Here is a 19,630-nt window from a genome sequence, read left to right on the forward strand (position 1 = left end):
TTTTTTCACGATCTTTTCATCCGGGCTTTATCGCCCGCCGCCTACTGTCTGCGCTCCGCCAGCCAGGAGGCCCCCATGCGCCCCGCCCTGCCCTTTTCCGTCCTGCGCCATTGTCTGCTCGCCCTCGCCCTGGTCACCGCAGCGGCCCACGCCGACGAGCGCCCCACCGCCTGGGCGCAGCCGGTGGACAAGTCGTTCAACCTCTATCGCATGTCGCCCAGCCTCTACCGCAGCGCCCTGCCCGACGGCCAGGACCTGCCGCTGCTGCAGCAGCTCGGCGTACACACGGTGCTGAGCTTCATCAAGGACGACGACAAGGCCTGGACCGGCGCCGCACCGCTGCAGATCCTCAGCTTCCCGACCCACGCCGACCGCGTCGACGACGCCGACGTCATCCGCGTGCTCAACCTGCTGCAGGCCGCCCAGCAGCAGGGCCCGGTGCTGATGCACTGCAAGCACGGCAGCGACCGCACCGGGCTGTTCTCCGCCATGTACCGCACGGTGGTCCAGGGCTGGAGCAAGGAAGACGCGCTCAAGGAAATGCGCGAGGGCGGCTTCGGCAGCGCCGACGACATGGCCGACGCCATCCACTACGTGCAGAACGCCGACGTCGACGCCATCCGCCAGGCCATGGCCGAGGGGCGCTGCAGCCCCAGCCCGTTCAGCCTGTGCCACCTGCGCGGTCTGGTGGAGGTGCCGGTGGCCCCGGCGCCGGAGAGCGTCGCCCAGGCCCGCCCGGCCAGCTGAAAGCATTCACCCGCCTGCCCGCGGTGCGCTAGGCTGGGGCTTTTCCCCCGCGACAGGCTTGCCATGACCTCCCCACGCTTCAGCGCCGTCACCCACACCCGCCTCATCGATCACGCCGGCCTGGATGACTTCTGCGCCGGCTACGACGGCTTCCTCCTCGACCTCTGGGGCGTGCTGATCGACGGCGCCGAGGCGTTCCCCGGCGCCCTCGCCTGGCTCCGCCGCCGCGCCGCCGAGGGCCGCCCGGTGTGGTTCCTCAGCAACGCCTCGCGCAGCGTCGTGGAAATGGCCGACACCCTGGAAAGCCTGGGCGTGCCGCGGGAGCTGTACGCGGGCATCACCACCTCCGGGCAGTTGGCCATCGACGCCATCGAGCACGACGCCCAGCTGCAGCGCGGCGGCATCTGCATCGCCGGCGTGGCCGACGCCCTGGGCACCTGGCCTGCGCACATCCGCGAGCGCTTCGGCACGGATATCCACAAGGCCACGCTGATCCTCGGCGTCGGCAGCTTCCCCCAGGACGAGCTGGAGGCGCGTTTCGAACCACTGCGCCAGGGCCTGGACCTGCCCTTCCTCTGCGCCAACCCGGACCGCGTGGTGGTCTCCGCCGGGCGCACGGTGTTCGGCGCCGGCCGCCTGGCCGAAGCCTTCGCCGAGGAAGGCGGCCAGGTGCGCTGGTTCGGCAAGCCGGACCCGGCGGCCTTCCGCATCGCCGAGCGGCAGCTGCAGGCGCGCGGGGCGCAGAACATCCTGTTCGTCGGCGACTCCCTGGTGACCGACGTGCCCGGCGCCCTGGCCGCGCGCATCGACACCCTCTGGCTGGCCGCCACCGGCATCCACCGCCAGGCCCTGGGCGTGCCCTTCAACGGCGAGCTGGACGCCGACAAGGTGCAGGCGCTGCTCGACGGCTACGCAGTCCGACCGCACTTCGCGGCGCCCGGGTTGGTCTGAAGTCAGGACGACAGCCGCGGGAAACCGCCCCATGCACGAACTCCTCGACCTGCTGCAATGGCCGGCGATGCTGGTCACGGTACTGGCCGCCTGGCTGGTCGGCTCCCGCGAGCGCCGGCGGCGCAAGCTCGGCTTCTGGACCTTCCTGGCCAGCAACGCCCTGTGGATAGCCTGGGGCCTGCCGGCCAAGGCCTACGCTCTGGTGCTGCTGCAACTGTGCCTGGCGGCGATGAACATCCGCGGCAGCTACAAGAACCGGCGCAAGGGGCGCGATGCCTGAGCTCCGGGTTCGAATCCGCAGCGGCCGGGGGCCAAGGTCAAACGGCGGATAACGCCGTAGGCGTTATCCGCCCTACGCAACACCCAGCCATGGCGTAGGGCGTATAACCGTTCGCGGTTATCCGCCGATACACCCAAGCCCATGCCGGGCTCCACGGTCAGGGTCGGAGCCCCGTAGGATGGGTCGAGCGAAGCGATACCCATCGCCATGGCCACAGCGAGATCCGCTCCCGCGGGCAGGCACGGCTTCTCGTAGGAGCGAGCAAGAGCGCTTCGGGGCTCACCAACCCTTGAGCTGGTCCCAGCGCCAGTTGCGGAACTGGTAGATCAGCGTGCCCAGCAGGCCGTAGGCGGCGGCCATGCCCAGCAGCACCAGGATGCGGTCGGAAACCGCCGAGAGCGGCAGGTTCATCTGGTTCATCTCCACCACCGCGCGGATCGCCCAGGTGGAGGGGATGCCGTTGGCCAGCCACTGCACCCACTGCGGCATGGCCTGGGGCGGCCAGGTGAAGCCGGCCATGTAGAACAGCGGCAGGGTGATGAAGGTCATGGTCAGGTACACCGCCTCTTCCGAGGGCAGCAGCTCGGCGAGGAATTCGCTCAGGGCGATCACCGCCAGCAGGAAGGGCAGCACCAGGCCCATGAGCATGAAGAACGAGGCGGTCTGCCGGTAGCCCATGATCCACGGCCAGATCACGTAGAAGAGCATGGCCAGCACCGTCCAGATCAGCAACTGCGCAGCGTAGCGGCCGAAGCGCGTGGACGGCGGCTGGCGCAGCGAGCGCGGGGTGCCGCCGCGCAGGTTGAGGTTCACCCGGGTGCAGGACAGCAGCAGGCTGTGCTGCAGGATCAGCGTCACCAGCCCCGGCAGGACGATGGCGGCGAAGCTGGTGCCGGGGTTGAACAGGTCGGTCAGTTGGCCCACCACCGGGCTCAGCAGCACCTCGGCCTGGCTCGCGCTGAAGCCGTTGTGCAGCAGCAGGTGGGCGTTGTAGCGCAGCGTCAGCTCGTTGTAGGTGGCGCTGATGTCCTGCTGGATCTGCCCGTTGGCCATGCGGTTGGTGGCGTCGCCGAAGATCGGCACGCTCACCGCCTCGCCGCGCAGCACGCGCTTTTCGAAGTCCACCGGGAGGATGACGATGCCGAACAGCCGGCGCCAGGCCAGGTCGTGCTGCGCCGTGGGCAGCTCGCTGTAGCTGCGCACGGCGATCTTGGGCGCGGCGTCGAGCAGGCGGATCAGCTCGCGGGAGGCGGCGCTGTGGTCCATGTCGATCACCGCCACCGGCAGGTCGTCCATGGTGCGGTGGGCGTAGGGCAAGGTGGTCAGCGCCACCGACAGCACGGTCAGCAGCCACAGCGGTTTGCCCAGCATGTTCTTCAGGGTCTGCCTGAGGACGCTCCAGAAGTTCTCCATGGCGCCTCCTCAGGCCGGGCTCAAATCGAGGCGCCGGCGCAGGCGCAGCTTGGCGATCATGTAGGCCAGCAGCGGGTAGACCAGCAGCCGGCAGCAGGCGTACAGCCCGGATTCCGGCGGGGCCTGGCGCAGGAACTGGTCGAACAGGCCGTGCAGGGTGTGCGTCAGCGGCTCGGCCAGGCTGATGAAGCGGGCGATCTCGGGCATCGCCAGGTCCGGCAGCAGCACCCCGGAATAGGTCTGCGCCACGCCGATCAGCAGGCCGATCAGCGAGTAGGCGCTGAAGCGGTTGGCGGTGAAGATGAACAGCACCAGGCCGACGCTCTGCGCGGCCATCACGTAGCACACGGTGATCGCCAGCATCCACAGCGGGCTGCCGTTGATCTTCGCGCCGTTGAGCGTCACCAGCAGGAACAGCTCCAGCATCAGCAGCGCGCTGAACAGCAGGGTGTAAGGCGCCAGCTTGCCCAGCAGGCGCACGCCCAGCGCCCGGGCGCGCAGGATGTGCGGCGAGGAGGCGCGCAGCTCCGGGGCCTCGCGGGCCAGCACGTGGACGGTGGCGACGATCACGAACAGCTGCAGCAGGTGCACGATGGCGGCGAACTGCTGGTAGTAGATGTAGTTGCCGCTGGCGTTGAACAGGCTCTCGTAGGCCACGCTGATGCTCGCCAGCTTCGGCAGCGGGGCGCCCGCGCCGGCGGCCAGGTAGGGGCGCAGGTCCTGGTTGACGCCGGCGACCAGGCCGCTGAAGTCCTGGGTGGAATAGAAGCCGGCGGAATAGAACAGCGAGTTGTAGTAGAGCACCGCGCGCGGCTGGCGCCCGGCCAGGGCGTCGGCCTCGAAGTCGCGGGGGATGTACAGCAGCGCATAGTCGTCGGCCGCGCGCAGGCGCCGCAGGCCTTCCTGCAGGCCGCCGCCGAGCACCTCGACCTGGGCGTGGGAACCGGCGTCCAGCTCGCGCACCACGCGCCGCGACAGGTGGCTGTGGTTGGCGTCGACCACCGCCACCGGCATGTCCAGCAGGGTGCCGGCCTGGTAGATGCCGCTGATCAGGGTGAACAGCAGCAGCGGCCACAGCCAGCCGAGCCAGTGGATGGTCCAGCTGCGCACGGCGATGCGCGTCTCGGTGTTGAACGCCTGGGCGAAGCGCTGCAGGTTGCGCCTTATTGCTGCCATTGCCACAGCGCGCTCATCCCCGGACGCAGGCCCGGCACCGCTTGCAGCGGGTACAGGCGGACCTCGAAGGTCTTCAGGTCGAAGTCGCCGGTGGCGCGGGTGGCGCGCTTGGTGGCGAAGTCGCCCAGCGGGGCGATGTAGCGCACCTCGGTGTCCACCTCGGCGTCTCCCAGCGCCGGGATGCGCAGCTTCACCTTGTCGCCCTTGCGCACCTTGGCGAGGATGTCCTCGCGCAGGTTGAACACCAGGTAGCTGTCGGACAGCCGCACCAGGGTCAGCAGCGGGCTGTAGGCGTTGATCAGCTCGCCCTCCTCCGCCGGGATGGGCCCAACCTCGCCGTCCACCGGGGCGAGCACGGCCAGATCGTCGGTCTGCGCCTGCAGTTCGGCGATCTGCGCGTCGGCGCGGCGCACCGCGGCCTGCAGCGCCTGGCGCACTTCCTCGCGGTCGCCGCGCTGGCCCTGGTCGAGGTTGGCCTGGGCCTCGGCCACCTGGTTGCGCGCCACGTCGCGGGCGCGCCGGGTGGTGTCGAGCTGGGCCTGGGAGACGAAGCCGCGGCCGGCCAGTTCCTCGTTGCGCTGGAAGTCCAGCTCGGCGTTGCGCAGCTCGGCCTGGGCCTGCTGCAGGCTGGCCTGGAGGGCGCGCAGGGTTTCCTCGCGGGTGCCGTGCAGGGATTCGTCGAGCTGCGCCTGGGCCTGGCTGCGCCCGGCGCGCAGGGAATCCAGCTGGGCCTGCAGCTCCGGGCTGCTCAGGCTTATCAACAGCTGGCCCTTCTGCACGTCGTCGCCACGCCGCACATGCAGCGTCTCGACGCGGCCCTTGGCCTTGGAGGCGACTATGACTTCGGTGGCGTCCGCCTCGCCTTGCAGCAGCAAGGGCTGGGTGTGCAGACGCAGGTACAGGGTGATGGAGATGATTATCAGGAGCAGCAGGGGTGCGAACAGCTTCCAGCCCTTCATCGTGCGGGTCTTCCCTCGGCGGCGCGAATTATTCCGATGTTAGTGCATCGCGGCCGCCAAGGGGGCCATTGCTGCTCGAAGCGCCGTCAGCGCTCGTCGTCCTGCAGCAGCGCCTGCTCGCCCTTGCCCGAGGGCGCCGAGGGGAAGCGCGAGGAGGCGTAGCGCACCACCAGGATGGCCAGGGCCAGCAGCAACAGGGCCACCGAGACCAGGATGATGCCGTCGTCGGGCACGTGGTTGTGCTGGATGTCGGCGATCATCAGGCGCGTCAGCGCGGTCATCGCCACGTAGATCAGGAAGCGCACCGGCATGTGGTTGGTCTTGAAGTAGATGCCGACCATGGCGCCCAGTTCGAGGTAGATGAACAGCAGCAGGATGTCGTCGATGCTCGCGTGGCCCTTCTCGAACATCTCGACGAAGGCCACCGCCGCCGACCAGAACACGGTGCCGCCGATGGCGAACAGCGCCAGGTAGTGGAAGCCCTCCACCAGCAGGTTGCCCAGCGACTCGGCCATTCCGTGCATCTGTTGGCGCATGCGTTCGGCCCATTGCAGTTTCATCCGTCGACTCCCGGTTCGATAAAGCGATTGTTGGCTTGGTACGTGCAAGACACACGCCATTGACCCTGGGCAGCAATAGCCTGCCGAGGCTGCGGCAATATGAATGCGAACTTTGCTGACGCCTTCCAGTCCATGAAGGGTCACGCCACCACGCAGGCAGGATCGAAGATGGAAAGCCCCTTCCAGGTACTCACCGATGCATTCCAGGCCCAGTTCCGGGTCAATTTCAGCCTCGAACGGCCGGACGGCAGCATCGTGCTGACGCTTTCCACCGAAGCCGGCGTGGCGGCCAAGCGGCTCATCCGCAACGCCCAGCTGCAGGACGCCGAACAGCTGCAACGCCTGATCCAGAGCATCCGCTTCGGCATCGCCATCGAGCAGGGCGACAGCGCCCCGCGCCTGCTGGCGGACATGACCGCCGGCCGCGCCCTGCGCATCGCCTCCTGAGCCTTCCCCCGCGCGCCCGGCCAGCATGCCGGGCGCCGCCGCCGCGCGCCATCCACCAGCCCCGCGCCAACTTGTCGCATGCCCTGCCATGGCCCCGCGTGCCCCGAAGCGGTTCGCCGGCCATACTGGCCTTCTGCGATTTCCCTCTTCCCAGGGGTCGGGCGATTGCCTTATGCTTAACTGTATAAATAAACAGTATTTACTCCCCCAGACAGCAAGAAGGCATACGAGGTGATGAATGGCCGTCGAAGTGGTGTACCGCAGCAGCCGCGATCCGGAGCGCCTGTTCATGGATAAGGCAGAAGCCGACCGGCACGACAAGATGCTCGAACTGGCGGAGAACCTCGCCGCCGTCCTGCACAAGGCGGTGCCCTCGCTGAACGAGGAGCAGGTGGAGGAAGTGGGCATCTTCATGGCCCGCCACCGCGACACCTTCGCCCGCGCCTTCAAGAACCAGCCCGACGCCCTTGGCGAGTTGTTCGCGGAAGGGGAATGAGCACCGGGGGGCTCTGCGGGACAGGTCCCGTGCTTCCCGGCTACCTGTAAGAGCGCGCCCTACTCGCGAAATCGCGCGCAAGGTGCGCTCCTACAGAGGAATGGCGCCTTCCGGCAGCTATGGTGTTTCGGGGTGACTCCGCACCCTCTCCCCAGCCCTCTCCCTGAAGGGAGAGGGGGCTTGTCCGTGCCGAGAGGAGGAATGGTTTCAGCCGGTAATTTCTGTGCTAGCCGGCTAACGCCGAAACATCAACATCTGCCCAACGGTCCCCTCTCCCTTCAGGGAGAGGGTTAGGGAGAGGGAAAGGCGCTTCCCTCATGCAGCAGCGTCCCAGGGAAACTCCATTCGCGACCCAATAGCCCCCGCTGCAGCCTGTCATCCCCCATGCCCGTAGAGAATCCGCTCTGCAAGCATGTCCGCCACCCGCGCCGGCGAGCGGTGGTCGGCCTGGGCGTGGGCGAACACCTCGGTGAGGCGGTTGCCGATCTGCGCCAGGTGCGCGGTGATCGCCGGCAGCTCCTGGCCCTGATGCTGCAGGGCGACGTAGATCAGCCCGCCGGAATTGATCACGTAGTCCGGCGCATAGAGGATGCCGCGGGCTTCCAGCTCGTCGGCCACGTCCGGGTGCGCCAGCTGGTTGTTCGCCGCGCCGGCCACCACCGCGCAGCGCAACTGCGCCACCACCGGCGAGCTGAGCACCCCGCCCAGGCCGCAGGGCGCGAGAATGTCGCAGGGCGTGGTCAGCAGCGCCTCGTTGGCGATGGGCTGGGCGCCGAACTGGTCGACCGCCAGTTGCACCTTGCCCGGGTCCAGGTCGCTGACCAGCAGTTCGGCGCCGGCGGCGTGCAGGTGTTCGCACAGGGCGTAGCCCACGTGGCCCAGCCCCTGCACGGCGATGCGCAGGTCCTCCAGGTCGTCGCTGCCCAGGCGCGCCTGGGCGCTGGCGCGGATGCCGGCGAATACGCCCAATGCCGTGTGCGGCGAGGGATCGCCGCCGCGGGTGGTGCTGGTGACGTGCTCGGTGTGCTGGGCGATGCAGTCCATGTCGGCGCTGGAGGTGCCGCTGTCCACCGCGGTGACGTAGGCCCCGCCGAGGCTTTCGATGAAGCGGCCGAAGGCCTCGAACAACGCGCCGCGGTTATCTACATGGGGCGCGCGCAGGATCACCGCCTTGCCGCCGCCCTGGCGCAGGCCGGCCAGGGCGGCCTTGTAGCTCATGCCCTGGGCCAGGCGCGCAGCGTCGCGCAGGGCCGCCTCGTCGTTGGGATAAGGCAGGTAGCGGCAGCCGCCCAGGGCCGGGCCCAGGCGGGTGCTGTGGATGGCGATGACAGCCCGCAGCCCGGTGGCCGGGTCGTAGGCGAGGTGCAGTTTCTCTAGCCGGGTGGCTTCCATCATGTCGAACATGGCGGCGCTCCCTTGCTGGCGCGTGAGGGTCGGCCGGCGGCGCCTGCCGCGGCCGGCCCCTTCAGTATAGGCAGAGGCGCCGCGGGCCAGCGGCGGCGCCGACGACCAGCCACGGCGGCTCTGGACGGCGCCCCGGCGCTGCGGGTAAAACGCAGTATCAGCCGGAGAACGCCATGGACCCGCGCCAAGCCTGCCTCGCCTGCCTAGCCCAGGAGCCACCAGCGCTGTTCGAGGCGGCCCTGTGGATAGCCGCCGAGCACGAACCGCACCTGCCGCCCGAGCAGGCCCTGCGCGTGCTCGACGATCTGCAGCGGCAACTGCAGGCGACGCTGCCCGTGGCCGCCGGCGACATCGAGCAGGCCCAACTGCTGCTGCGCCGGCTGAACGAGCTGGGCTTCGCCGAGGACGACGACGTGCCCCTGCTGGCCCGCGCCGCCCTGCTGCCCCAGGTGCTGCAGCGCCGCCGCGGGCAACCGTTGTCGCTGGCGCTGATCGCCCTGGAGCTGGCGCGCCGCCAGGGCATCGCCCTGCAGGGGGTGAACTTCCCCGCGCGCTTCCTGCTGCGCGTGCCCGGCGCCGACCACCTGCTCGACCCCGCCACCGGCCGCCGCCTCTACCCCCGCGACTGCCGCGACCTGCTGGCCCGCCACCTGGGCCCGAACGTGGAGCTGAGCGCCGCCTTCCTGCGCAACGCCGAGCCGCGCGAGATGCTCCAGCGCCTTTCGCGCAACCTGCGCCAGCTGCACCAGGCCGCCGGCGACCACCTGGCGGCCCTGAAGGACGCCCAGCGCGTACTGGAACTGGGCGCCGCCAGCGCCGCCGACCACCTGGCCCGCGCCGACCTCTACCACCAGCTGGAATGCCCCCAGGCCGAACGCTACGACCTGGAGCGCGCCCTGCTGCTCAGCGACGACCCGGCCGAGCAACTGCGCCTGGGCCAGCGCATCGAGGCGATCGCGGTGCAGAAGAAGGCGTTGCATTGAGAAAACGAGCGCCCGAAAAGGTTGTCAGTTGACAACCCACATGTTCTTTCCTAGGCTGGAGAAGTCAATGCCTCGCAAGAAGCATCCCGACAAGGAAGTGGAAAAGGCGCTGCAATATGCGGAAAGCGCAGGCTGGACGATCATCGAGGGCGGCGGCCATGCCTGGGGCAAGTTGCGCTGCCCCTTCAACTCCAACGATTGCCGCTGCGGCATTCATTGCACGACGAGCATCTGGAGCACGCCCAAAAACCCCGGCAACCATGCCAGGCAGGTCCGCCGGGTGGTGGACAACTGCAGCGGCGGGATGACGGAAACAGCGAAAGAGGCCGAATCGGCAACAGATTCTTCCGAGACCTGAAGCGATGGATTTCGAATTCACCCTCAAGTTCAAGATCGACGCACAGACCGACGAGCAGTTCGACGAGATCGTCGAGCGCCTGGGGGCCGAAGGTTGCACCGACGCGCTCGTGGGCACGGGCATCCCAGGCCTGCTCGGCCTGGACTTCATCCGTGAAGCGAGCAGCGCAGAAGTCGCCATCGTTTCCGCCATCAAGGATGTGCAGCGGGCCATCCCGGGCGCCTCGCTGGTGGAGGTCTCCCCCGACTACGTGGGCCTGAGCGATGTCGCCAGCAAGCTCAGCGTTTCCCGGCAATACATGCTCAAGCTCAGGAACAAGTACCAGGGCACTTTCCCGGTCCCGGCCCATGGCGGCTCGACGCTCATCTGGCACCTGGCCGACATACTCAAGTTCCTTTCCAGCAGCAGCATCATGCGCATCGCCCCGGAAGAAATCGAACTGGCCACCGTGGCCGAGGCCATCAACGCCGCGCTGCTCGCCAACAAGGTTTTCGGCAGGCAGGCGTTGAGCCACGGTCTGCCGGGCTCCCTCGACCTCTAGCCCGAGATAACGGCGGATAACGCTTCGCGTTATTCGCCCTACGACATTTGGGCGTACCAGCGCGATGGGTATCGCTTCGCTCCACCCATCCTACGAAAACACGCCTGAGCCCCCCTACCCTCCGGCATACACGACGCCCCGTAGGATGGCGTTGAGCGAAGCGATACCCATCAGGGCAACCGCATGGGTTTCGCAAGCTCAACCCATCCTACGAAAAGCACCTCGGCTCAGCCGGCAAGGGCCTCCAGGGCATCAGGCCTTGAGCAGCCCCAGCTCCTTGGCCCGGGCCACGGCCTGGGTGCGGCGTTCGACGCCGAGCTTGCCGTTGATGCGCCGGGCGTGGGTTTTCACGGTGTGCAGGGAGATGAACAGGCGCTCGCCGATCTCCAGGTTGGAGCAGCCGCGGGCGATCAGTTCCAGCACCGACAGTTCGCGCAGGCTGAGCAGCGGCGCCGGGCGTTCGCCGGCCTGTTCGGCCAAGCGTTCCGGCAGGCGCTGGCGGGCGTCTTCCAGTATCGCTTCCAGGCCGTGGCGGCGGGCCAGTTCCAGGCCTTCCTGCCAGCAGTCGCGGGCCTGTTCGTCGGCGCCGGCGGCGGCATGGGCCAGCGCCAGCCCCAGCAGGACCTCGCAGACCAGGGCCATGCGCCCCTGCCGCTGCATTTCCGCCAGCAGGTTCGACAAGCGCTCCAGCGCCCGTTGCGCCTGGCCGTCCTGGATATCCGCCATGGCCAGCTGGCATTCCACCCGCAGCAGCAGGTCGACCGCCGAGGCCGGCGCGCTGCGGCCTTCCTCGCGGTAGCGGCCGAGCACCCGGGTGAAGATTTCCCGGGCCTGGGCGGTCCGCCCCTGGCGCAGGCCGAGGGTGCCGCCGGCCAGCAGCAGCGGGCCGCGGTAGACCGCCTCGGGGATGTGCTGCAGCTGCATCTGCCGCTCGGCTTCGAGCAGGCGGTTGAAGGCCACGTCGAACTGGCCCTGGCGCGCGTCGAGCATCGCCAGGCCGATGTAGCCGTACAGGGCGCAGGGGTCGAGGTTGCGCTGCGCACCGCGCAGGCCGTCCTGCATCAACTGGCGCGCCTCGGCCGGGCGGCCCTGGTGGTAGCACGCCCAGCCCAGGCGCAACTGCGCGCGGCAGGCCACCGGGCAGCCGCTCTGGTGCCGTTCGGCCAGGGTGTCGAGCATGCGCCGCAGCAGGGCTTCGGCGCGCGGCAGCTCGCCGCGCTGGGCCAGCAGGTAGGCGTGGTCGATCTCCAGGTAGGCCTCGAAGATGGCGCTGCCGCGGGCGCGGGCCAGCTTCAGGGCATCGCGGTTGAGCAGGCGGGCCTCGTCCAGGCGGCCGTCGATCAGCGCCAGTTGGCTGAGCGCGGACAGGCTGATCAGGCGCTGCGCCCAGGCTTCGTCCGGCAGGTCGTCCAGGGCGGCCTGCAGCAGCGGCGCGGCCTCGCGGCGGCCACGGGCGTGGGCGAGCATGCCGGCCAGGCCCAGCCACTGTGCCACCAGCGCCCGTTGGCGCGCCTCGCCGGGCAGCGGCAGGAAGCGCGAGAAGGCCTGCAGCTGCGTCTCGACTTCGTCCAGGCGCCCGCCGAAAAGCAGCGCCCAGGCGTTGAGGATCAGCAGGCGCGGCGTGCTCGCCAGCAGCTCTTGCGGCAGTTCCTCGCGCAAGCGCAGCACCCGCGCCACGTTGTGCCCTTGCAGCAGTTGTTCTTCGGTCAGGCGCTGCAGCAGGCTGGCGGCGACGTCGGGTTGCTCGGCGCGCAATGAGTGTTCGAAGGCGGCGTGGATGTCGCCCTGCTGGTTGTACCACTGGCAGGCCCGGCGGTGCAGGCTGTAGGGCGAGCCGTGGCCCATGTCGGCGAGTTCGTCGGCCAGCAGCGGCGGCAGGCGGTACCAGGCGCCGGCGCCCTCCTCGCGCTGCAGGCCGACGCCGCGTTCGAGCAGGGCTTCGAGAACGCCGGGCTGCTCCTCGAAGAGGTATTCGGCCAGGGAGGTGCAGCAGCGGGCGAGCCGCGCCAGGTCGCAGAGCACCTCCGCCAGCGGCGCCGGCAGGGCGTCGAGGATTTCCCGCTGCAGGTATTCGCGCAGCAGCGGCCGGCCGGCCTCGGCCAGTTGCCCCGGCGAGGGCGTGCCCACCTCGGCCGGCCAGCCGAGCAGGCGCAGGCGGATGCCGGCGCACCAGCCGTCGGTCTGCTCCAGCAGCGCCAGGCGCAGTTCCTCCGGCCAGTCGCGGCCGTTGCGCAGCAGGAAGGCTTCCAGCTCGGCGGCGTCGAAGCCCAGTTCCGCCGCGCCCAGCTCCAGCAGTTCGCCCTCCAGCAGCAGGCGCGCCAGGTTGCACGCCGGGCGCCGCCGGCTGGCCAGCCACCAGGACACCCAGGGCGAAGCCTGGGCCAGCAGGCGGTCGAGGCAGGCGTCCAGCGCGGCATCGGGTTCGCGGGGGTAGTCGTCGAGCATGATCCACAGCGGCTCGCTACAGTCGCGCAGGCGGCCGAGCACTTCGACCTCGCCGACCGGCCCCAGGCCCAGGGCCTCGCCCAGGCGCCGGCACAGGGCCGCGGCGTCGAGGGCCTCGCCGCCCAGCGCCAGCCAGGCGACGCGGGTGCCCGCCGGCGCGGCGCGGGCGCACTCGCCCAGCAGCACGGTCTTGCCGTGCCCCAGGGGCGCGAGCAGCAGGCGCAGGCGGTGTTCCTCGTGCAGCAGGGCCTGGCGCAGGCGTGCGCGCGGCAGATGCTGCGGTGGCAGGCGGGGCAGCGAAGCGAGGGTGGCGACAGCGTCGATCATGGGCGGGGTCCGACCGATTCTGACGTTCGAGACTAGTCAGCAGTCGGGCCCCAGGGAAGGGCTATCAGCCGGATGTATGTAGCGACATATCACCCTTTGGCATTACAGGAAGGTACATGGCCGGCGGCAACCCCCGCCGCCGGCCATGGCCCGGCTCAGCGCACGCCTTCGTTGCGCAGCGCCGCCGGGGTGTAGTCGGCCATGCTGGCCTTGATGCCGAAGCGGTAGCCGCTCTTCTCTTCGTTGAACAGGCCCAGGGCCAGGTAGCGGCCGGCGATCACGTCGTAGATCACCTCCGGCACGTAGCCGCCGGCCTGGTGCACGTAGTTGAACATCTGGTGGCCTTCGGAAACGCGCCACAGCTGGCCGCGGCCGTCGTAGTGGTCGACTTCGGCGATCTGCCAGCTGTCCTCGTCGATGTACATGTGGCGCTTGGCGTAGATGTGCCGCTCGCCCGGCTTCACGGTGCCCACCACTTCCCACACGCGGTGCAGCTCGTAGCGCGTCAGGTCCTGGTTGAGGTGGCCGGCCTTGACGATGTCGTCGTACTTGTAGGTCGGCAGGCCCAGCTTGTAGCTGTTGTAGGGGATGTACAGCTCCTTCTTGCCCACCAGTTTCCAGTCGTAACGGTCCGGCGCGCCGGAGAACATGTCGAAGTTGTCCGAGGTGCGCAGGCCGTCGGCGGCGGTGCCGGGGCCGTCGTAGGCCACCTGCGGGGCGCGCCGCACGCGGCGTTGGCCGGCGTTGTAGATCCACGCCAGGCGCGGTTCCCTGACCTGGTCGAGGGTCTCGTGCACCAGCAGCACGTTACCGGCCAGGCGCGCCGGCGCCGTTACCGACTGCTTGAAGTACAGCAGGATGTTACTGACCTTGGCGAGGTCCACGTCGCCCATGTTCTGCGGGAAGGCCACGGTCTCCTCGAAGCGGATCGGCGTGTAGCTGCCGTTGGTCTGCGGGGTGACCTGGACCACGGTGCGCGCCAGGTTGCCGCCGCGGTAGCGGGTGATGTGGTTCCACAGCACCTCGACGCCGTTCTTCGGCAGCGGGAAGGCGTAGTAGCGGCTCTTGTCGAAGTTGGCCAGGCCGTTGCCGTCGTTGATCGGCTGCACGTTCAGCGCGCTGGTCTTGACCGCCTGGTAGATCTCCGCCGGCTGCGAGAAGGTGCGGTGGGTCTTGTACACCGGGATGCGGTAGGTATCCGGGTAGCGCTTGAACAGCGCCACCTGGCCGTCGGTGAGCTTGTCCCGGTACTGGTCGACGTTCTGCGCGGTGATGGTGAACAGCGGCTTCTCGCCGGCGAAGGGGTCGCTGAGGAAGCCGCGGGCGTCCTCGCTGCCGGCGCTCTTGTCGATGCCGCCGGTCCAGGCCGGGATGCTGCCGTCGGCGTTGCCTTCCTTCTGCGCGCCCATGGGCGTGAGGCTGGTGCCGAGCTTGGCCGCCTCGTCCGCGGACACCGCCGCCATCACGGCGCCGGAGAGCAGGCTCAGGACCAGGGCGCCGCATTGCAGGATTCGTATCTTGTTCATCTTTCCTGTCCTTGACTGACCGATCAGAAGTTCACACCGAAGCTGACGGCGATGAAGTCGCGATCGTTGATCGGGTTGTAATCGCCACCGAAGAAATCGGTATAGCTGATGCTGGCGGTATAGGTGTTCTGGTAGTCCGCATCCAGGCCGACGCTGACCGCCTTGGCGCCTTCGCTGAAGTTCGGGCCGTAGCCGTGCACGTCGTGGGACCAGGCCAGGTTCGGCTTGAAGTTGATGCCGGCGATGACGTTGGGATAGTCGAGGATGCCGCGCACGCGGTAGCCCCAGCTGCTGCTGGTGTAGAAGCCCTTGTTGTTGCACTCGCCGGGATTGGCGGTGTTCAGCAGGCCCTGGCACAGGGAGTTGTTGGGCAGCTCGCCGATGCCCCAGATGGAGTCGCGGCCGAAGCGCAGCTCGCTGTCGTCGATGCCGCTGATGTGGTTGTAGCCCACCTCGCCGACCACGGTCAGGCGTTCGGCGGCCAGCACCTGGTCGAAGAACTGCGTCACCGTCACCTGGGCCTGGGTCACCGGCTTGCGTACGTAGCCGTGGATCACCTCACCGGCGGTGGGGGTGGCGGCGCCGCTGGCATAGATGGGGTTGCCGAACAGCGTGGTCGGGTAGAGCGCGGCCACGGTCAGGTCGGTGCTGTTGAGCTGCAGCGGCATGTTCGGCCGGTAGCTGACCTCGCCGGCTACCGAGGTGCCGCCGATGTTGGTCTGGAAGCTCAGGCCGTAGAGGCGGATGTCCTCCGGGTACTCGATCAGGTACTGCGCGCTGGCCTCGCCGGTGGCGGCGTTGGCGGTGGCCAGGCCTTGTCCGGCGATGGTGCTGAAGACCGGGTTGCGGCTGTGGTAGTTCATCACGTAGGCGCCGAACTCGGTGTCGTTCAGCTCCGCCGCGTACCAGCGCAGGGCCAGGCCCCACTGGCCGCCGTCGCGGGCGGTGTTGTCGCCGGAGCGCGCCAGGTAGCGGTAGCCGCTGGCCGGGTCGGTGTCGAAGTCGCTGCCGGCGAAGACCAGGCGGTTGCAGCCGTTGGCCGCCACGTCGGTGGTGGAGAAGAAGGTGCCGCAGTTGTCCACCACCGTCTTCTCCCACTTCAACTGGTAGAAGCCCTCGGCGGTGAGGCTGTCGGTCAGGCCCTGGGACATGTAGAACATGCTCACCGGGATCAGGCCTTCCTTGATCTCCGCGCCGGGGCGGCGGAAGGCGGCGACGTCGACCGGGTTGATGCTGTTGATGGAGTTCTGGATGAAGGTGCTCTCGCCCCAGCTCACCACCTGCTTGCCCAGGCGCACGGTGCCGGGCAGGTCGCCGATGCTGTACTTGTGGTAGATGAAGGCGTCCAGCAGTTCGGCGCCGGAGGAGCGCGCCCCCATGCTGCGGCCCTGGTCGCTGATGTCGTACAGCTCGCGGTGCTCGTCCTTCAGCTCGAAGTCGTACCAGTACTTGCCGCGGACGAAGACGCCGGTGTCGCCGTACTTCAGCTCCAGGTCGTGGATGCCCTTGAAGATCTTCGAGAAGGTCTCGCCCTTCTTGAAGTTCAGGCGGCCGTCGTCGGAGGTCTGCGACGAGGCGCGGCCGCCGTTGCGGGCCCCCACGTATTCCGAATCGGCGTCGCGCAGCCCCCAGCTGGCCCCCACGGACAGCGTCGAATCCAGCTGCCCCTCGATTTCCCCGATGTTGAACGAGACGGCCCCGGCCTGGGTGGCGCAACCCAGGGCTACAGCAGCGGCCAGCAGTTTCGGTTGGAACGATGCGCGCCTTGTTTTTGTTGTCATTCGGCACTCCTGACGGTGTCTAGGCGGCTACACGCTACTCAGCCGGCCCGGTCGCGACCAAGCGCACCAAGGAGGTATTTGCACTGTCAGCCGAAAGAGTGAATCCCCCCTCTGCGACGGCCCCGGGCGGCCACCATTGACGCCGGGCATGGCCCATCATGCAGTACCTGGATGATAGCGGGGCCTCCCCCCTACCCGAGCGCGCCGCTCTGCGGCATCCTGTGCGCCATGCAAGCGACCCACCCGACCCCGGCCGACAGCCACCTCACCCCGAGCACCCGCGACGTGGTGCAGCGCTACCACGACAGCTGGAAGCGCCGCGACCTGGACGCGGCGCTGGCGCTCTACCACCCCGAGGTGGAATACAACGACTACTTCCAGAACCGCCGCATGGGCCTGGCGGACCTGCGCGAGTACGTCACCCAGACCATGCCCAGCCGCCCGGACGAGTTCCTCGACCACATCGACCGCATCCGCGTCGACGGCGACACGGCCTTCATCCAGTACCGCACCGCCATCACCCTCAGCGGGCGCCTGGCGGTGTTCCACTCCAGCGAAGCCATCAGCGTGCGCGACGGACTGATCTGGCGCATCAACGAATACGCCACCCTGGTCCGCGAGGACGCCCCGGGCGCCGCACGCGCCTCCGGCGACAGCCGCCCGCCGGCCAGCCGCCTGGGCCTGTCGCCGCGCCAGCTCAGCCAGTTGGCCGCGGACCTGGAGGAATACTTCCACAAGGCCCAGCCGTACCTGGCGCCGGACCTGGACCTGTCCCAGGTGGCCGGCGCCACCGGCTACACGCGCAACCAGATTTCCTACCTGCTCAACCAGGTGATGGGCCTGAGCTTCTACCAGTACGTCAACCAGAAGCGCCTGCAGCACCTGCTGGAGCAACTGCGCCCGGCCACCTCGGCGCGCATCGACGAGCTGGCCTTCTCCGCCGGCTTCAACTCGCTGTCGGCCTTCTACCGCTGCTTCCGCCAGCAGACCGGGCTGTCGCCGCGGGAATACCTCAAGCGGATGGAAAACCCGTAATGCCGAGGCGCTCTTCGTAGGATGGGTTGAGCTTGCGAAACCCATGCGGTCGCGGTGATGGGTATCGCTTCGCTCAACCCATCCTACGACGGCGTTTCTGCTGCACCTCGTAGGAGCGGACCTTGTCCGCGATAGCCGAACATATCGGCGCGTTTCGCGGATGAGATCCGCTCCTACAATTGCCGTCAGCCGGCTTTTCCCCGCGTACCCGCGCGCACGACAGGAATGCCGGGCGCTTCTAGGCTTGCGCACATTCCCCATCACCCTTCTGCCCGGAGTCGCCCCTATGTCGGCATGGCGCCATATCAGCCTGTGGATGAACCAACTGGACGACGACTTCATCGCCCGCCCGGCCCTGGAAGGCGCCCTGGAGGTCGACGTGGCCATCGTCGGCGCCGGCTACACCGGGCTGTGGACGGCCTATTACCTGAAGACCCGCGCGCCGCAATTGAAGGTCGCCATCCTCGAGGCCGAGACCGCCGGCTTCGGCGCCTCCGGGCGCAACGGCGGCTGGCTGATGGGCGCGCTGCTGGGCGAGGACCGCCTGGTGGGCCGCATGCCCGAGCCGCGCCGCCGCGAGACCTGGGACCTGCTGCACGGCATCCCCGACGAGGTGGCCAGGGTGCTGGAACGCGAAGGCATCGACTGCGACTACCGCAAGGGCGGCGTGCTCTATTGCGCGGCGCGCTACCCGGAGCAGGAACGCCGCCTGCGCCAGTACCTGGCCGACCTGCGCCACGAGGGCCTGGGCGAGGACGACTACCGCTGGCTGTCGAAGGCCGAGCTGGACGGGCAGCTGCGCATCCCCAGCGCCCTGGGCGCGCTCTACACCCCGCACTGCGCCACCATCGACCCGGCCAAGCTGGCCCGCGGCCTGGCCACGGTGGTGGAACGCCTGGGCGTGCAACTGTTCGAGAAGAGCCGCGTCAGCCACTGGCAGCCCGGCCTGCTGCGCACCGACAAGGGCAGCGTGAAGGCCCACTGGATAGTGCCGGCGGTGGAAGGCTACGCCGCCGCCCTGCCGCCCCTGGGCAACTACCAGCTGCCGGTGCAGAGCCTACTGGTGGCCACCGAGCCGCTGCCCGAGTCGGTATGGGCGGAGATCGGCCTGGAGCACGGCCAGGCCTTCAGCGAATTCAGCCGCCAGGTCACCTACGGCCAGCGCACCCGGGACAACCGCCTGGCCTTCGGCGCCCGCGGCGGCTACCGCTTCGGCGGCAAGCTGCGCAGCGATTTCAGCCTCGATGACGACGAGGTCGGCCTGCGCCGCTACCTGTTCGGCGAGCTGTTCCCGCAGCTCAAGGACGTGAAGATCACCCACACCTGGGGCGGCAACCTGGGCATGTCGCGGCGCTTCCACCCGCACATGCTGGTCGACCGCCGCAACGGCATAGCCCTGTCCGGCGGCTACGGCGGCGAGGGCGTGGGCGCCACCAACCTGGGCGGGCGCACCCTGGCCGACCTGATCCTCGGCAACGACAGCCTGGAGACCCGGCAGAACTGGGTAATCCACGACCGCGCCATGACCGACGCCCTGCGCGCCTGGGAACCCGAGCCGTGCCGCTGGCTGGGCTACAACGCGATCATCCGCAGCTTCGTCCACGAGGACGAGGTGCTGGCCAACCCCAACACCCCGGCCTGGCGCCGGCAGCTGGCGGAAAGACTCGCCGCCGGCATGGAAGGCCTGATGACCTGGAAGGTCGGCTGAAGCCGGCCGCCCCCTTTGCACCGACAACCCACTGGAGCCCCGATGAAGATCACCCACCTCAAGGACACCCCCAACGCGCCCCTGGGCGAAGCCAGCCCGGTCGGCGTGCCGCTGGGCGAGCCGGTCTCGCACACCCGCACGGCCGAAGTGGAACGCCCCGACCAGGTCGACACCGGCATCTGGGAATGCACCCCGGGCCGCTGGCGCCGGCAGATCGTCGAGCAGGAGTTCTGCCACTTCATCAGCGGCCGCGGCACCTTCACCCCGGACGACGGCGAGCCCATCGCCTTCCAGGCCGGCGACGCCTTCCTGCTGCCGCAGAACAGCCTGGGGGTGTGGGACATCCAGGAGACGGTGCGCAAGACTTACGTGATCATCAAGCGCTGAGGCGCTCTTCGTAGGATGGGTTGAGCTTGCGATACCCATCAGGCCATGGCGATGGGTATCGCTTCGCTCAACACCATCCTACGACGGGGTTCGTCCTGCCATGTAG

The 19,630-nt window shown here is 68.8% G+C and carries 19 protein-coding genes; 11 read left to right on the forward strand and 8 right to left on the reverse strand.

Going from position 1 to position 19,630, the window contains the following annotated elements; genetic code table 11:
• Nucleotides 1-75 precede the first annotated feature (75 nt).
• The 3 genes from IG194_RS07965 to IG194_RS07975 all read left to right on the forward strand — a co-directional run bounded on the left by IG194_RS07965 (nucleotide 76) and on the right by IG194_RS07975 (nucleotide 1,978).
• Nucleotides 76-747, forward strand: coding sequence for a tyrosine-protein phosphatase (locus IG194_RS07965; protein WP_058487377.1), 672 nt, complete (start codon nucleotides 76-78; stop codon nucleotides 745-747).
• 63 nt (nucleotides 748-810) lie between these two features.
• Nucleotides 811-1,698 (forward strand): TIGR01459 family HAD-type hydrolase, encoded by an 888-nt coding sequence (locus IG194_RS07970; RefSeq protein WP_058487378.1) that lies wholly within the window; start codon nucleotides 811-813, stop codon nucleotides 1,696-1,698.
• Nucleotides 1,699-1,729: 31 nt separating this feature from the next.
• Nucleotides 1,730-1,978: a hypothetical protein gene (locus IG194_RS07975; protein WP_009616070.1), complete on the forward strand. Its 249-nt coding sequence runs from the start codon at nucleotides 1,730-1,732 to the stop codon at nucleotides 1,976-1,978.
• A 279-nt stretch (nucleotides 1,979-2,257) separates the two neighbouring features.
• Here IG194_RS07975 and IG194_RS07980 read toward each other — a convergent pair whose 3' ends face one another.
• From IG194_RS07980 to IG194_RS07995, 4 genes are all read right to left on the reverse strand, one after another.
• Nucleotides 2,258-3,391, reverse strand: a complete 1,134-nt coding sequence (locus IG194_RS07980; protein ID WP_043312643.1) for an ABC transporter permease — start codon at nucleotides 3,389-3,391, stop codon at nucleotides 2,258-2,260.
• A gap of 9 nt (nucleotides 3,392-3,400) precedes the next feature.
• Nucleotides 3,401-4,573, reverse strand: coding sequence for an ABC transporter permease (locus IG194_RS07985; RefSeq protein ID WP_058487379.1), 1,173 nt, complete (start codon nucleotides 4,571-4,573; stop codon nucleotides 3,401-3,403).
• Nucleotides 4,555-5,526 carry an HlyD family secretion protein gene (locus IG194_RS07990; protein WP_058487380.1) on the reverse strand — a complete coding sequence of 324 codons (972 nt, stop codon included), beginning with the start codon at nucleotides 5,524-5,526 and terminating at the stop codon, nucleotides 4,555-4,557. Before IG194_RS07990 ends, IG194_RS07985 begins: the two co-directional genes overlap by 19 nt.
• 86 nt (nucleotides 5,527-5,612) lie before the next feature.
• Nucleotides 5,613-6,086, reverse strand: a complete 474-nt coding sequence (locus IG194_RS07995; protein WP_009616066.1) for a phosphate-starvation-inducible protein PsiE — start codon at nucleotides 6,084-6,086, stop codon at nucleotides 5,613-5,615.
• A gap of 168 nt (nucleotides 6,087-6,254) precedes the next feature.
• On the opposite strand from IG194_RS07995, the gene IG194_RS08000 reads away from it, so the two are divergent.
• Together IG194_RS08000 and IG194_RS08005 are read left to right on the forward strand one after the other, a co-directional pair.
• Entirely contained in the window at nucleotides 6,255-6,533 is a 279-nt protein-coding gene (locus IG194_RS08000; RefSeq protein ID WP_024128466.1) for a DUF3509 domain-containing protein, read from the forward strand.
• 238 nt (nucleotides 6,534-6,771) lie between these two features.
• The gene (locus tag IG194_RS08005; RefSeq protein WP_009616064.1) at nucleotides 6,772-7,029 is read left to right on the forward strand and encodes a YebG family protein; all 258 of its coding nucleotides are present in this window, start codon (nucleotides 6,772-6,774) and stop codon (nucleotides 7,027-7,029) included.
• Nucleotides 7,030-7,404: 375 nt separating this feature from the next.
• Here IG194_RS08005 and IG194_RS08010 read toward each other — a convergent pair whose 3' ends face one another.
• Complete coding sequence (locus tag IG194_RS08010) at nucleotides 7,405-8,433, reverse strand: Glu/Leu/Phe/Val dehydrogenase family protein (protein ID WP_009616063.1); 1,029 nt, start codon at nucleotides 8,431-8,433, stop codon at nucleotides 7,405-7,407.
• 173 nt (nucleotides 8,434-8,606) lie between these two features.
• Here IG194_RS08010 and IG194_RS08015 point away from each other — a divergent pair, with 173 nt between their 5' ends.
• The 3 genes from IG194_RS08015 to IG194_RS08025 all read left to right on the forward strand — a co-directional run bounded on the left by IG194_RS08015 (nucleotide 8,607) and on the right by IG194_RS08025 (nucleotide 10,315).
• The gene (locus tag IG194_RS08015; protein ID WP_009616062.1) at nucleotides 8,607-9,416 is read left to right on the forward strand and encodes a SirB1 family protein; all 810 of its coding nucleotides are present in this window, start codon (nucleotides 8,607-8,609) and stop codon (nucleotides 9,414-9,416) included.
• Nucleotides 9,417-9,483: 67 nt separating this feature from the next.
• A complete protein-coding gene (locus tag IG194_RS08020; RefSeq protein WP_043273381.1) occupies nucleotides 9,484-9,774 on the forward strand; it encodes a hypothetical protein in 291 nt (96 codons plus the stop codon).
• Between the two features lie 4 nt (nucleotides 9,775-9,778).
• The gene (locus IG194_RS08025) at nucleotides 9,779-10,315 is read left to right on the forward strand and encodes a helix-turn-helix transcriptional regulator (RefSeq protein WP_043273136.1); all 537 of its coding nucleotides are present in this window, start codon (nucleotides 9,779-9,781) and stop codon (nucleotides 10,313-10,315) included.
• A 252-nt stretch (nucleotides 10,316-10,567) separates the two neighbouring features.
• Here the strand turns inward: IG194_RS08025 and IG194_RS08030 are convergent, their stop codons facing one another.
• From IG194_RS08030 to IG194_RS08040, 3 genes are all read right to left on the reverse strand, one after another.
• Entirely contained in the window at nucleotides 10,568-13,087 is a 2,520-nt protein-coding gene (locus IG194_RS08030; protein WP_058487381.1) for a LuxR C-terminal-related transcriptional regulator, read from the reverse strand.
• Between the two features lie 155 nt (nucleotides 13,088-13,242).
• The gene (locus tag IG194_RS08035; RefSeq protein ID WP_058487382.1) at nucleotides 13,243-14,613 is read right to left on the reverse strand and encodes a DUF1329 domain-containing protein; all 1,371 of its coding nucleotides are present in this window, start codon (nucleotides 14,611-14,613) and stop codon (nucleotides 13,243-13,245) included.
• A gap of 23 nt (nucleotides 14,614-14,636) precedes the next feature.
• A complete protein-coding gene (locus IG194_RS08040) occupies nucleotides 14,637-16,394 on the reverse strand; it encodes a DUF1302 domain-containing protein (RefSeq protein WP_058487383.1) in 1,758 nt (585 codons plus the stop codon).
• 228 nt (nucleotides 16,395-16,622) lie between these two features.
• Here IG194_RS08040 and IG194_RS08045 point away from each other — a divergent pair, with 228 nt between their 5' ends.
• The 3 genes from IG194_RS08045 (at nucleotide 16,623) to IG194_RS08055 (ending at nucleotide 19,524) form a co-directional block, all read left to right on the forward strand.
• Nucleotides 16,623-17,429, forward strand: coding sequence for an AraC family transcriptional regulator (locus IG194_RS08045; RefSeq protein WP_043273144.1), 807 nt, complete (start codon nucleotides 16,623-16,625; stop codon nucleotides 17,427-17,429).
• 286 nt (nucleotides 17,430-17,715) lie between these two features.
• Nucleotides 17,716-19,137, forward strand: coding sequence for an NAD(P)/FAD-dependent oxidoreductase (locus IG194_RS08050; RefSeq protein WP_058487384.1), 1,422 nt, complete (start codon nucleotides 17,716-17,718; stop codon nucleotides 19,135-19,137).
• 42 nt (nucleotides 19,138-19,179) lie between these two features.
• Nucleotides 19,180-19,524 (forward strand): cupin domain-containing protein, encoded by a 345-nt coding sequence (locus IG194_RS08055; protein ID WP_058487385.1) that lies wholly within the window; start codon nucleotides 19,180-19,182, stop codon nucleotides 19,522-19,524.
• Nucleotides 19,525-19,630: the final 106 nt, after the last annotated feature.

It is taken from the genome of Pseudomonas sp. ADPe (genome assembly GCF_014843515.1).
GTDB lineage: Bacteria > Pseudomonadota > Gammaproteobacteria > Pseudomonadales > Pseudomonadaceae > Pseudomonas > Pseudomonas citronellolis.